Below are 13853 nucleotides of genomic sequence, written 5' to 3'. Positions count from 1 at the left end.
TGCTGCGATGACGCTGGTGAGCAAAAAGACCGGCGCGCTGACGACCAAAATCGGTAGCTACCTCGGTGGCGTTGAGATCTCGACCGACTTCGTTGCAGACGAATAATAAACACTGCTTGGCAAATTTACTGCCTTGCTTCAGAGCCGCACCCGAGGGTGCGGCTCTGAAAGATTCTACAGTTCAGCTTCGAAAAAAATGCCCGAAAGCCGCCCAAATTCCGCCATGCCTCACGGCTACAAAAGGCGAGAAAGCCGAATTCGGCCAAGCAAGACGACAAGGATCGGGCAAATGAAAGCACTCCTCATCAAAGACTGCCGCAACTTCCTACACAGCGAAGACGGCGCTGTGACCGTTGATTGGGTTGTCTTGACAGCTGCAGTCGTTGGGCTCGGTACGATCGCCGGCGCGGTGGTTTGGAGCAAGACAGGCACTGCGGCTTCGCAAATTGCCACGTTTATTGGCGAACGTAGTATCAACACCAGCACATTCTAAACACCATATATCTGTTGCTCAATCGTCACCAGGGGGCCATTGCTTGGCCATGTTCTTGCCACGATCAAGTGCAACATAATGGGCAAATGCCGGGGATTGTCTTCGGTTTGTATACGGAAGGGTAGAACAATGCGTATGATTTTCGCTCTGTTTCTCGCCGCAGGAATCGGTCTTGCCGTGGTCGCGGTCTACATGGCGCAAGGCCAGATGGCACAGTTCCAAGCCGAACGCGACCACTACGCCGAGTTGCAGAAGAAATTCCCGCGCCTTGCAGATGTCGTCGTCTCCAAGAAAGAGCTGAAATACGGTGAGCGCTTTACGCCAGAGGATTTGACCATCATCAAGGTTCAGGCCAGCGGCGTTCCCAAAGGCGCATTCAGCACGATCGTTGCCAAACAAGGTACACCCGAAGCGAAAAACGCAGCCTTTATTGAAGGTGAGACGCGCCCGCGCGCGATGCTTCGCTCTATCGAGCCGTTTGAACCGGTCTTGGCACAAAAAGTTACTCAGCCGGGTGTCGATGCTGGCATTATGGCGAATCTTCAGCCCAACAAACGCGCTTTCACCATTCAGGTGAACGTCGCAACCGGTGTGTCCGGTTTCTTGCGCCCAGGAGACCGGGTTGATGTTTATTGGTCGGGGAAAATCAACGGTGAGCCCGTCACCAAGTTAATCCAGCCAGCTCTCGCTTTGATCGCGATTGATCAAAGCGCGGATGCCGATCGCACGGCCCAGACGCAAATCGCGCGCACCGTAACTGCCGAAGTCAGCCCCGAACAAGTGGCCGCCCTTACCTTGGCGCAATCAACCGGCAACCTGACACTTTCCCTCGTCGGTTCAAGGGATACCGAGCAAGTCGGCAAGATCGAAATTGATCGCAATCAGCTTTTGGGCATCCAAGAAAAGCAGGTTGAGAAGGTCGTCGCCAAAAAGGTTTGCACGATTAAGACCCGCAAAGGGAGCGACGTCGTCGAGACCGAGATTCCATGCACGAACTGACAAACGCCTTTAATTCAAAGGGTTGAGCGAGGCCCGCAAGGGCCTCGTTATTCACATGTGGCAGTTTGCCCACATCAAGAACGCCGCTCAATGCTTTGATTCTTGCAATAAATTCGGGATTGCGGCATGGTTCCCGAAAATAATGGACAAAAACAGTCCCGAAGCAGGCGCTAAGACCTGTGGCGTGGCGTGATCGGAGAGGCAGGGTCACAATGGAATTGAGAACACTTATCAAGGCTTGCCTGTTGGGCGCGGTTATCGGCTTTGGTGCCGTACCGAGCGTGCAGGCGAATACACTTAAAATTATGTCGGGAACGACACAGGCACCGCTGAATGTGCCGTTGAACCGCGCGGTGGTCGTCGAAAGTGACGTCCCCTTTGCGGAACTGTCGATCGCCAACCCTGGCATCGCGGATGTTCAGACGCTCTCGGACAAGTCGATCTACGTGCTGGGCAAACTGCCCGGACGCACAACGATGACGATCTTGGGAGAAGGCGGCAAGCTGATCTCGAACGTAGATGTTCAGGTCACCCCGGATATCGGAGAATTCAAAGAACGCCTAAAGCAGATCTTGCCGGGCGAGAATATCGACGTGCGCACCGCTAATGACGGGATCGTCCTGTCGGGCACCGTGTCTTCGGCACAAAAGCTGGATCGCGCGCTTGATCTGGCAAAACGCTATGCGCCTGACCGGGTATCGAACTTGCTGATGGTGGGCGGTACGCAGCAGGTGATGCTCAAGGTGCGCTTCGCCGAGATGCAGCGCTCCGTCTCCAAGAGCCTTGATGCGGCGATCGGCGCTTCGGTCGGTAGCGGCAATGTTTCTGTCGGCTTGGGTAACGGTTCAGTAAGCTCTACGCCTGCAAGCACCGCAGCCTCCAGCAGCGGCCTCGGCTTTCAGCTATTCAACGGTTCATTCCAATTCAACGCAATGCTGGAAGCGCTTGAATCCAAGGGTGTGGTACGCACACTGGCGGAACCGAACCTGACCGCGCTGTCGGGCCAGACCGCCGATTTCCTTGCCGGTGGCGAATATCCGATCCCGGTGATGAATGACGGCGACATTTCGATCCAATACAAACCATTCGGCGTCGAACTGTCCTTCACCCCGCGTGTGGTGGACGGCGATATCATCAATCTTGAGATCGGTGCCGCAGTTTCGTCGATCGACACGGCCAACGGCTATACGAGTAGTGGATTTAACGTCAGCGCCTTCAAAAAGCGTTCGACCTCGACCACGGTCGAGATGCGCGATGGCGAGAGCTTTGCGATCGCCGGCCTGCTGCAAGACGATTTCAACGATCTTAACGGGCAGGTTCCGTGGCTCGGTGATGTTCCGGTCTTGGGCGCGTTGTTCCGCTCGGCTGAATTTGAGCGCAAGCAAACGGAGCTAGTGATCATCGTAACGCCGCATCTGGTGTCGCCGGTGAGGGGACAAGCTCTTTCGCTACCCACCGACCGGGTCAAGCCTCCAACCGAATCCGAGCTGTTCCTCTATGGCAAGGTGCAGGGCAAGTCCCGCAAGCCAACTAAGGGGCCTGCAGCAGAAGTTGCCAAGCAAGACTTTTCCGGCTCCTATGGCTATGTGATGGAGTAAGAGATGAACAGACAGGGGCAAAAGATGCGCAACATGGCGCTTATCCTGACGACGGGTCTGGCATTGGCCGCTTGTTCGGAAGGCACCCGTATTCTGAATTCGGAGGCCGGTGCAGAACTTTCAGTTGCGCAGAACGGCTTTGGATCAACGACGAACCATAACCTTGCGGTTATGACTGGCGATCAATCCTATGCAATCAATCTGACACGGAAGTTTGCAGCTGACGTGCCCAATACGGTGCATTTTGCGTTCAATTCGTCGGTGCTTGAACCTCAAGCGCAGCAAGTTTTGCTGCGTCAGGCGGATTGGATCAAACAATTCCCCGAAGTGCGCTTCCGCGTCTACGGGCATACTGATCTGGTTGGCTCAGCCGCCTACAACAAGGCACTTGGTTTGCGTCGGGCACGTGTTGTGGTCCGCTTCCTCGAAGCGCAGGGCATTTCGCGCAATCGCCTTGAGGCGGTCGTGTCCTTCGGCGAGACGCAACCGTTGGTCTATACCCCTGCCCCGAACGAGCAGAACCGCCGTACGGTCACTGAGGTGTCGGGCCTAATTAAAGGTGGCAAACCGATCCCGCTAGATGGCAAATACGCCGAGGTTGTCTATCGCGAATATGTTGCGTCGGCCACCGCTTCGCCGACTATCGTAGTAAAGAAGACCGAATAACGATCTAGCGGCGGCTGATCGCGATTCGAAACAATCGACATAACTGGAAAGGCGAGCTTGGCAACAAAGCTCGCCTTTCTTCTTTATAGTCGCGCAAAACCCCACAATTGAAACAGTCTGGCCCCAATCTCGACATGATTGGGTAACAGATTGATCCTCAGCAGAAAAAGCGTGGCACGAGTCGTGCCGGGTTTTGTGATGGATCGCGGGGCAAAACGACCCTGACATCGCGAACCCGCTGAGAAAAGGACAGAGGCAATGAGTGCAGCAGTTATGATGACCCCGGAGCCAGCGCCGATCCAGGCCTGCACCGTTTCGCGTGACGTCGCGAATTTCGACCTTCTGATCGAAGACATGGAAACCGAGCTTGGCGAAAGTTGGGGCGATCTCAGCTTTGATGAAGCGGTGATTTTTCTGGGTCAACCCGATGCCGAGAATCTTGAATTCATCGCAATCGCTGTGGATGGCGACGATGAAGAAGAGCTGGCGAAAATTTCGGGAATTATCACGACCGCAAAAGAGAATGGCATCCGGGTGATCCTGATTGCCGAAGAAGTCAGCCCGATCGCGTTGCACCAGCTGTTGCGCCTCGGCGCAGATGATTTCGTCCCCTATCCGCTTCCCGAAGGCGCGTTGCATGATGCGATCGAACGCTTGGGCGAAAGCGATATTCCCGAGCTGCCGCCCCAAACGGGCACCCCGGCCTATCAAAACGGCAGCGGTCGCGATGGCGTAGTTCTTGCGGTGCACGGGTTGTCTGGCGGCGTTGGCGCGACCACGTTTGCGGTGAATCTTGCTTGGGAAATGGCGACGATCCATGACGGCGACAAAAAGGCTACCCATCCCTCGCCGCGGGTCTGCTTGCTTGATCTTGATCTGCAATACGGGGCGACGGCCACTTACCTGGATCTGCCCCGTCGCGAAGTGATTTACGAGTTGCTCAGCGACACCGAGCACATGGATGCCGACAGCTTCCGTCAGGCACTGCTAAGCTACAACGAAAAGCTCAATGTGATGACCGCGCCAGCCGATATGCTGCCGCTCGATCTGATCACGGGTGAAGATGTCGATCGTCTGATTGAGGCTGCACGTGCACAGTTCGATTTCGTTGTGATCGATATGCCCTCGACCGTCGTGAGTTGGACTGAGACGGTCTTGAACAAGGCGCAAATCTATTTCGCGATGCTCGAACTGGACATGCGTTCGGCGCAGAACGTGCTGCGCTTGGTGCGCGCGCTCAAGGCCGAAGGCCTGCCCATCGAGAAGCTGCGCTATGTGCTGAACCGGGCACCGAAATTCACCGATCTTAACGGCAAATCGCGCGTCAAACGGCTTGCCGAGAGCCTTGATATTTCGATTGAACTGCTGCTGTCCGAAGGCGGCAAGGCGATTACGCAGGCCAATGACCACGGGCTTCCCCTTGCGCTGTCGGCTGCGAAATGCCCGCTGCGCAAAGAAATTCAGAAACTCGCAGGCTCGCTGGTCGCGCTCGGCGAGACCGCAGAAGCGGTCGCTTGATAGAAAGGAGCGTGTGACATGTTTTCGCGCTACAAAAAAGAATCGTCTTCCAAAGCAGTGGCCCCTCCTCCGAAGTCCAGCGCCGATTCGCCGGCGCGACCCTCGGTGCGCAAACCACTGCCTTTAGCCAAGGCCGCCGCTCCGGCAGGGACCGTGGACAAAGAGAAGAAGCGCAAGCTACGGATGCAGGAACTCAAGGTCGAGATGCACAAGCGTCTTCTTGAGAGCCTGAACCTGGCCGCGCTTGAACATGCCACTGAGTCAGACCTCAAAGCTGAGATCGCCGACATCACCGCTGAGGCGATGGTCGAAATGTCAGTTGCGCTTAATTCCCAGGATCGTCAGATCCTCAATCAAGAGCTGTATGATGAGGTGATGGGCCTCGGCCCGCTTGAGCCGCTTTTGAAAGACGAAACGGTCAACGATATTCTGGTCAACGGCCCGCAACAGATTTTCGTCGAGCGCAACGGTAAGCTGGAACTCAGCGAGATCACTTTCAAGGACGAGCCACACCTGCTGCGCATCATCGACAAGATCGTGTCGGCGGTGGGTCGGCGTGTGGATGAATCCAACCCCTACGTTGACGCCCGTCTTGCGGATGGCTCGCGTTTCAACGCGATGGTACCCCCGGTTGCGGTGGACGGCTCGCTGGTCTCAATTCGTAAGTTCAAAAAAGATAAGTTGGCGATCGATGATTTGGTGCAATTCGGCGCCTTTACCGAAGAAATGGCCGCCTATCTGCAAGCCGCTGTATCCACGCGCCTGAACGTCATTGTTTCGGGCGGTACGGGCTCGGGTAAGACGACCACGCTGAACGCGCTGTCATCGTTCATCGACAACTCGGAACGCATCCTGACAATCGAGGATACGGCCGAACTTCAACTGCAACAGATCCATGTGGGTCGGATGGAAAGCCGCCCGCCCAACGTCGAAGGCAAGGGCGCGGTCACCCAACGCGACTGTCTGCGCAACGCGCTGCGGATGCGTCCGGACCGGATCATCGTGGGGGAAACCCGCGGTGAAGAAGTCATCGACATGTTGCAGGCCATGAACACTGGCCACGACGGTTCGATGACCACGATTCACGCGAACTCTGCGCGCGATGGTGTGTCGCGTCTGGAAAACATGATCGCAATGTCGGGCATCGAAATGCCGATGAAGGCCATGCGCAGTCAGATCGCGTCGGCTGTGAACCTGATCGTACAGGCTTCGCGTCTGCAAGACGGCTCGCGCCGGATGGTCTCGATCACCGAAGTGACGGGCATGGAAGGCGATGTGATCTCAATGCAAGAGGTGTTCCGCTACGAGCGCCTTGGTCTGGATCCTGATGGCAAAATCATCGGGAGATTCACCCCCACCGGCGTGCGCTCGCATTATTCGGACCGCTTTAAGCAGTGGGGCTATGATCTGCCGGCGTCGATCTACGAACCCGTTCAGGACTGAGGAGCGTCACAATGATTTCCATGACCCCCATTATCTATCTGTTGATCTTCGTCGCAGTGTTGCTTCTGGTCGAAGGCCTGTATTTGATGGTCTTTGGCAAGTCGATATCGCTCAACAACCGTGTTAACCGACGGTTGGAGATGCTTGAAAAAGGTGAGCGGCGCGATGAGGTGCTTGAACGGTTGCGCAAAGAAGCAACCCAGCACCAAAGGGCGAGGTCTATCCCGCTTTATTCGATCCTCGCGACCAAGGCTCAAAAGGCCAATATCGCCTTCTCGCCAAAGGCGCTGGTCGCAATAATGTTCGGGGCCACCTTTGTTGCCTTTGCGGCACTGTCCGTCGCCTCAAGTGCGGGCATCTATATCCGCATCGCCTTGTCGATTGGTATGGGCGTGGGCGGCGTGTATTTCTGGGTTCACTCAAAAGCCAAGAAACGCATGAAGCTATGCGAGGAACAGCTGCCTGACGCGGTTGAGTTGATGGTGCGCAGCTTGCGCGTAGGCCATCCCTTGGCGTCAGCGATCCAATCCGTGGCGCGTGAAATTCCCGACCCGATGGGAACGGAATTTGGCATCATCGCCGATGAGGCCGCCTATGGACGTAACATTGCAGATGCGATCTCGGAAATGGCCGAACGCCTGGATATTCAGGATTTGCGCTTTCTTGCGGTCGCCGTGTCGATCCAGCAAAGCTCGGGGGGAAACCTCGCAGAGGTTCTCGACGGTCTGTCCAAAGTCATTCGCTCGCGCTTCAAACTGATGCGCCGCGTCAGCGCGATCACCGCCGAACCACGTTGGTCGGGCATCTTTCTATCGTCCTTCCCGGTCGTCATTATGGTGATCATTCAAATCGTATCGCCCAATTATTACGACCAAGTTAAAGATACCCCGGCTTTCATCCCAATGGCGATCGTCGTTTTCATTCTTCTGGGAGCAAACGTGCTCTTCATGAAGGTCATGACTACAATTCGGGTCTAAGAGGCACCTCATGGATTTCGCAGCTATCAACACAAAACTGGTCGAAATGCTTGGCCCGATGGGACCATTGCTTGCGCTTATCGGCGTGGCCGCACTGCTTGTAATGGCGGCGCTGCCCGCACTTTTGAAGAAACGTCAGGATCCCTATGAAAAGCTTCGCCTGAGCCGCACGGCTTCCACTTCTCGCGCGAGCGCATCTGGCGGCGATCAAAAGCTACGCGATACCGGCTCGGATAAGCTGGATAAATACGCGTCGTTCCTTGAACCCAAAAGTGCTGAGGAATTGTCAGAGTCAAAGAAATGGCTGCAACGGGCGGGCTATCGTGGCCCTGACTCGGTGCGCAATTTTCACGCCGCACAATTCGCAGCTGGTCTGGGTTTGCTCGCCTTGGGTGTGATCTACGTGATGATCGCCAACTCGTCCAGCGAGCAAGGCCTTAGCTCGACCATGATGATCGTCGCTATTCTGCTGCCCGGCGCGGCAGGGTATTATGCACCCAAATATTGGGTCGACAAACGGGTTACTGCGCGTACCAACGAAATTCAGGATGGCTTTCCAGATGCGCTGGACATGCTGTTGGTCTGCGTCGAGGCGGGTCAGTCGCTTGATCAAGGGATCATCCGGGTTTCAAAAGAACTGCGCAAATCCTACCCTGCAATGTCGGAAGAATTCGCGATGGTCGCTCATGAGATCAAAGCCGGCTTGGACAAAACCGATGTGTTGCGCCGTTTTGGAGAGCGTTCTGGCGTGGCCGATATCGCCAGCTTCGTGACCGTGATGATCCAGTCGCAACAATTCGGGACATCAATCGCCGAAGCTTTGCGGCTGTACTCAGCCGATATGCGTGACAAGCGCGTGATGCGCGCCGAAGAGGCCGCAAACAAAATCCCGACCAAAATGACACTTGGCACGATGATGTTCACCGTGCCGCCACTTTTGATCATTCTTGTCGGCCCGTCGGTCTATGGTATGATGGAGAACTTCAAAAGCATGGGCATGTAAACGCATGACATTCAGGCTGCGCGGCGCTGTATCCGCTATACTCTTAGTCCTCGCACTGGCCGCCTGTTCTACGGGCGGCCTTTCGGGTGAAAAAGACGGCGCCTTCGCGCCCGGCACAAGACCGGGCGCCGAGGCGGTGGACGGTCTGACCGTCGGGCATCGCCTGATGGCTGCAGGCGAATATGAGTTGGCCCTGCGCGCCTATTACCGGGCCGCCGGAACACAGGGCGCGACCGTGGATGTGTTGTCTGCGATCGGGTCTGCGGATCTCAAACTCGGGCGGCTTAATCAGGCTGAACAGATGCTGCGGCGCGCCGTTGAAAGCGACGAAACCTTTGTGCCTGCGTGGAATAATCTTGGCGTTGTGCTGATGGATCGCGGTAAATATGCCGAAGCCTCACGCGTATTTCACACGGCCTATGCGCTAGACAGTGGCCAATCGGACGCGATACGGCAAAACCTGCGGCTCGCGCTCGCAAAAATGGAAAAACCGAGTTACGCTCCGTCTCAGGATGAACAGTTCAAACTCGTTCGGCGTGGGGTAGGCGATTACCTTTTGCTGACAAAGAACTGAGGCTCGAGCAAAAAGGACGCAGAAACATGCGCCATCCGGTACTTTTGGCAGCTCTCGCGGGCTGTGCTATCACGACGCTCGCTGGTTGCATGGGCAATAACAGCGATGCCGAAGTCGCGAGCGCCATGAAAAGCGTGAACGCCGTCGATGATTCCAATCTTTCGAACATCATGATGACCGTGGGCGACCCGAACGAGGCGGTGAACTACTTTGCCCGCACCGCCAAGGAAAACCCCGATCGGATCGACATTCGCCGCGGCTTGGCGAAGTCGCTGGTGCGCGCCGACAAGCCCGATGAGGCGGTCAAGGTTTGGCAGCATGTATTAACCATGCCCGGCACTACCGATGACGATAAAGTGTCACTCGCCGATGCGCAGATCCGTGCCAATGACTGGTCAGGCGCAAAGAAAACGCTCAACTCAGTCCCCCCAACCGTCGAAACCTATGATCGCTATCGCCTTGAGGCGATGGTGGCCGATAGCGAAAAGCAGTGGAAAAAGGCCGATAGTTTCTATGAAACGGCGGCCGGGCTAACCACGACGCCCTCGGGTATCTATAACAACTGGGGCTTTTCAAAGCTGACGCGCGGCGATGCGGCCGGGGCTGAAAAGCTGTTCAAAGAGGCTTTGACCTACGACCCTGATCGCTTCACCACCAAGAATAACCTAGTTTTGGCGCGTGCAAGTCAAGGCAAATACGAGCTTCCCGTGATCTCGATGACGCAGTCTGAACGTGCGCAACTGCTTTATACTGCGGGGCTTGCAGCGGTAAAGCGCGGCGATGTGGCGATGGGCAAGACCCTGTTGCAAGACGCGATTGAGACCAACCCGCAATACTTCGCGCAAGCTGACCGGGCGCTTAAGGCGCTGGATCAGGGCACGCCGGGCACGATCAAAGGCTAATACATGCTTCATCTTACTATGCCGCAAGCGGCGCTTGCATTTCTGGTGTTGATCACCCCGATTTGCGCTTGGGTTGTTTATACCGACCTGAAATATATGAAAATTCGCAATAATGCAGTCTATGCGTTGCTGGCAATCTTTGCGGTTGCCGGCCCGTTCCTGCTGCCGCTCGATGTCTATGCGTGGCGCTGGGTGAATGCGCTGGCGATCTTTGCGCTAGGATATATTCTCAACCAGATCGCAAATTTCGGAGCGGGAGATGCGAAATTCGCGGCCGCTGCTGCGCCCTATTTCGCGACCAATTCCGATCATATTTCTCTGATGGTGATGTTGTTGACTGCCTTCTTGTTGGCCGCATTCACCGCCCACCGGATTGCCCGAGCAATCCCGGCCCTGCGCGCCCTCGCCCCCGATTGGGTTAGCTGGACGCGCAAGGATTTTCCGATGGGACTGGCCTTGGTGGGAACGCTTTGGGCCTATCTGCTGATTATCGCGCTCGCAAACTAAGCGCGACAATCACGATTTGGGTGGCACCGGTTTCAGCAGTATATAGATCTGATTGCGCGCCACCTGATCGAAGGTCCACCCCTCGGCGAGGGCCGCTTTCAAGATATCGTTCCGGCGCGCTTCCTCTGTCGGGCACAGTGGCACAAGCACGTAATCGGAGTGCTCCAATCCAGGCGCACCCGAATAATACCAAGGCGCCCCGCCTTCGACGGGCTTGAAGTCTCCATACAGCCAAAGCGCCGAGAACAGGTCCGCGACCAACACGCTTTTGCCGCTCAACCCTTGCTGCATCAAATCATCGGCTGCCGTTTCAAACCAAGCGTTGTAGCCAGTGCTCATCCCACAGCTTGGCAGGGCCTCGCCATTCAATACGAACGGATCGTAAGCCGAGGCCTTTCCATCTTCGTCGTCATCCTTTTTCGATCTGTAGCTATCTGCATAGGCTGCATAAGGTTCGCCCGGCCCGTCTTGGGGCACAGTCACGAGCGCGCGATAGAGCCGCGGCGCACTGACAAGCACATCCTGCCCCTGCTTGGCGCGCGACAAGAGCGGCACCTGATTGGGCCGATTATCCGCCACAAGCCGCAGTGGACTCCATGTCATATTCAGCACCGTTGGCAAACTCAACGCCAGCATGATCACACCGCTCACCAGCAGGGCTTGGCGCAAAGGCCAGCCAACGCTGTTGGTGATGCCCATGGCAGGACGCAGACCAATGGCCAGCAAACCTACCAGCACCAACCATTTCGGATCATTGCCGAAGTTCTGATAGGTGACGTAGACAAAGGCCGGCGCGAGTAGCAATAGCACCAAGCCTTCGATCTTCCGCCCCGATTGGCGCAAGAAAATTACCGTCGCAAGTAAGGCCAACGATCCGCCAAGATACGCGGGCGAGGCGATAACGCCGGTAAGCGGCTCCCCCGGCGCGGCACGCGTGGTGGAATTGGCAACCGCAAGCAGGTCGCGCAGATACGCCGCCCAATACTCGACGCCCAGCCACGCCGTCATCAACGCCATCACCGAAACGCCAAAGATCAATGCCGACAAGATCGCTTTGAAATCGCGGCGCAGCAAAAGCGCCAGCAGCACTGCCGGAAAGAACGCCGCCGCATAGGTGATCTTGACGGTCAACATCAACGCAAACGCAATCCCGATCAGCCCCCCGTCGAGCCAAGGGCGACGCGGCCCAAGCGGTTCAAGCATCGCAAGCGGCAGCGCGATATAGGCCAGCGCCCAAGCCCAGCGATTGTAATGCATCGACAGCGAGATGGCGGCGTTGGCCTCACCATGTACTAGCGCAAGGATCATCGTGATCACGAAGCCCGTATAGGCCCAAGCGGTCCAACCCGTAAACCGCGTCAACGCAACACGCAGGATCGGCCCGATCAGCAGCGCTGCCACCAGCGCCTGCGCCGCCGCAAAAGCCATGCCGAAGCCAAGGCCCGCCTTGACGAACAGCACAATCGGCCAGACCGACATGATGCCTAGCGGCGTCATGAAATCAAGGTGCGGAAGCTGCCCGTAATCGGCCATTCGCAGCACGATATCGGCAAGATGGAGCGTGTCTCCCTCGTGCTTGCCGATAATCAAGACGCCCTTCAGAAACGGCATCGCCGCCATAGCGATTGCCAACACCACCGCTACTGCAATCAATTGCACCGGATCTGCCCGAGATCCCCTGTCGTCCCGCATGTCCGCCTCTTCCACTTTTTTTCCCATTTTTGGCCACAATAGACCTGCATAGTTCAGCTGTGAATCCCAATACTGGCCGATTACGGCCCATTGGTGACGCTCACGCGATAAAAAAACGGAGACCCGGTCACGTCACCGGTAGCGAGCAGGCAAAAGGAACGAACTGATGAATATGATGGTCGGAAATAGCATCGCACCGCTCCCTCCACGCACCCTTGAGGAGACCGGGCTAAAGACCGTGATGTTGCGCGATCTGTTGTTGAAAACGATGTTTCGCACCAATGTGGGCTCGGCGAACGGGCTGTCGGAGCAAATCTGCCTGCCTATCACGATGGTGCAAGAGTTGATCGACATTTGCCGCAAGCAAGCTCTTGTCGAGGCGATGGGCACGCTGCACGCCAACTCTACCGGTGAGATGAATTTTCAGCTTTCCGATACCGGCAAGGCGCGTGCGCTCGATGCGCTGTCGCAGTCGGAATATTACGGTGCCGCGCCAGTGCCGCTGACGATCTATCAAGAACAGGTCAAGCGCCAGTCGATCCGCAACATCCAACTCACGCGGCAACAACTGACCGGCGCGATGGGGCATTTGGTGCTGCCGCCCGATCTGATCGGGCAGCTTGGCCCGGCGGTCTCGTCGGGGCGTTCGGTGCTGATGTATGGCCCGCCCGGCAACGGTAAATCTTCGATCTCAAACGGTATTCGCGACGCGATCGGCGATCAGATCTACATCCCGCGCGCGATCGAATATGCGGGTCAGGTGATCACCGTGTTCGACCCGATCGTGCACACCCCTGCCCCGTTGCCGCAAAACGACCCGACCGCACTGCGCAAGCGCGGGATGCAGTTTGACACCCGCTATGTCTATTGCGAACGCCCGACCGTGATCACGGGCGGTGAATTGTCGCTCGATATGCTGGATCTGAAATACAACGCCACCGCGCGCACCTATACCGCGCCGCTACAGCTCAAGGCGTCGGGCGGCGTGTTCATCGTGGATGACCTTGGTCGTCAAGCCGAGCCGCCGCAAAAACTGGTCAACCGCTGGATCGTTCCGCTCGAAGAGAACCGCGATATCCTGTCGCTGCAATCAGGTGAAAAATTCGAGGTGCCGTTCGATACGCTGGTGATTTTCTCGACCAACTTCCACCCCAATGAGATTTTCGATAAAGCGGCTTTGCGCCGGATCTTCTTTAAAATCAAGATCGACGGGCCAAGCCAGTCGGACTTCCTGAAAATCTTTCAACTCGTTGCCAAGAAAAAGAAAATTCCTCTGGATGAGAAAGCGCTCATTCATATGCTGAAGGTGAAATACCCCACCATCGAGAACATCTACGCCAACTACCAGCCGATCTTCCTGATCGACCAGATGATCTCGATCTGTGAGTTCGAGGGCATCCCCTATCAGATGACGCCAGAGCTAATTGATCGCGCGTGGGACAACATGTTCGTCAAAGAAGGTGCCATCGTGCACTAAGCGA

General features: G+C 56.4%; 13 protein-coding genes. 12 read left to right on the top strand and 1 reads right to left on the bottom strand.

Annotated elements, in window-relative coordinates; translation table 11 throughout:
- Positions 1-289: 289 nt before the first annotated feature.
- The 11 genes from ACN0SD_RS11540 to ACN0SD_RS11490 all read left to right on the top strand — a co-directional run bounded on the left by ACN0SD_RS11540 (position 290) and on the right by ACN0SD_RS11490 (position 10680).
- On the top strand, positions 290-493 hold the full coding sequence (locus tag ACN0SD_RS11540) for a hypothetical protein (protein ID WP_417808393.1): 204 nt from the start codon (positions 290-292) through the stop codon (positions 491-493).
- 129 nt (positions 494-622) lie between these two features.
- The gene (gene cpaB / locus ACN0SD_RS11535; RefSeq protein WP_417808392.1) at positions 623-1492 is read left to right on the top strand and encodes a Flp pilus assembly protein CpaB; all 870 of its coding nucleotides are present in this window, start codon (positions 623-625) and stop codon (positions 1490-1492) included.
- A gap of 212 nt (positions 1493-1704) precedes the next feature.
- Positions 1705-3090 carry a type II and III secretion system protein family protein gene (locus ACN0SD_RS11530; RefSeq protein WP_417808391.1) on the top strand — a complete coding sequence of 462 codons (1386 nt, stop codon included), beginning with the start codon at positions 1705-1707 and terminating at the stop codon, positions 3088-3090.
- Between the two features lie 3 nt (positions 3091-3093).
- The gene (locus ACN0SD_RS11525; protein ID WP_417808390.1) at positions 3094-3756 is read left to right on the top strand and encodes an OmpA family protein; all 663 of its coding nucleotides are present in this window, start codon (positions 3094-3096) and stop codon (positions 3754-3756) included.
- Positions 3757-4014: 258 nt separating this feature from the next.
- Positions 4015-5274: an AAA family ATPase gene (locus tag ACN0SD_RS11520; protein WP_417808389.1), complete on the top strand. Its 1260-nt coding sequence runs from the start codon at positions 4015-4017 to the stop codon at positions 5272-5274.
- An 18-nt stretch (positions 5275-5292) separates the two neighbouring features.
- Positions 5293-6717 carry a CpaF family protein gene (locus ACN0SD_RS11515; protein ID WP_417808388.1) on the top strand — a complete coding sequence of 475 codons (1425 nt, stop codon included), beginning with the start codon at positions 5293-5295 and terminating at the stop codon, positions 6715-6717.
- A gap of 11 nt (positions 6718-6728) precedes the next feature.
- Positions 6729-7694: a type II secretion system F family protein gene (locus tag ACN0SD_RS11510; protein ID WP_417808387.1), complete on the top strand. Its 966-nt coding sequence runs from the start codon at positions 6729-6731 to the stop codon at positions 7692-7694.
- Positions 7695-7704: 10 nt separating this feature from the next.
- Positions 7705-8697 (top strand): type II secretion system F family protein, encoded by a 993-nt coding sequence (locus tag ACN0SD_RS11505; RefSeq protein ID WP_417808386.1) that lies wholly within the window; start codon positions 7705-7707, stop codon positions 8695-8697.
- 4 nt (positions 8698-8701) lie between these two features.
- Positions 8702-9271 (top strand): tetratricopeptide repeat protein, encoded by a 570-nt coding sequence (locus tag ACN0SD_RS11500; RefSeq protein WP_417808385.1) that lies wholly within the window; start codon positions 8702-8704, stop codon positions 9269-9271.
- Positions 9272-9297: 26 nt separating this feature from the next.
- Positions 9298-10173, top strand: a complete 876-nt coding sequence (locus ACN0SD_RS11495) for a tetratricopeptide repeat protein (RefSeq protein WP_417808384.1) — start codon at positions 9298-9300, stop codon at positions 10171-10173.
- A 3-nt stretch (positions 10174-10176) separates the two neighbouring features.
- Positions 10177-10680, top strand: a complete 504-nt coding sequence (locus ACN0SD_RS11490; protein WP_417808383.1) for a prepilin peptidase — start codon at positions 10177-10179, stop codon at positions 10678-10680.
- Between the two features lie 9 nt (positions 10681-10689).
- Here the strand turns inward: ACN0SD_RS11490 and ACN0SD_RS11485 are convergent, their stop codons facing one another.
- A complete protein-coding gene (locus tag ACN0SD_RS11485; RefSeq protein ID WP_417808382.1) occupies positions 10690-12372 on the bottom strand; it encodes a glycosyltransferase family 87 protein in 1683 nt (560 codons plus the stop codon).
- A 166-nt stretch (positions 12373-12538) separates the two neighbouring features.
- On the opposite strand from ACN0SD_RS11485, the gene ACN0SD_RS11480 reads away from it, so the two are divergent.
- Positions 12539-13849 (top strand): ATPase, encoded by a 1311-nt coding sequence (locus ACN0SD_RS11480; protein WP_417808381.1) that lies wholly within the window; start codon positions 12539-12541, stop codon positions 13847-13849.
- The last annotated feature ends 4 nt before the right edge of the window (positions 13850-13853 follow it).

It is taken from the genome of Thioclava sp. (assembly GCF_048263065.1).
GTDB lineage: Bacteria > Pseudomonadota > Alphaproteobacteria > Rhodobacterales > Rhodobacteraceae > Thioclava.
Note: the sequence above shows the minus strand (reverse complement) of the source record. Positions and strands in the feature narration are given on the sequence as shown.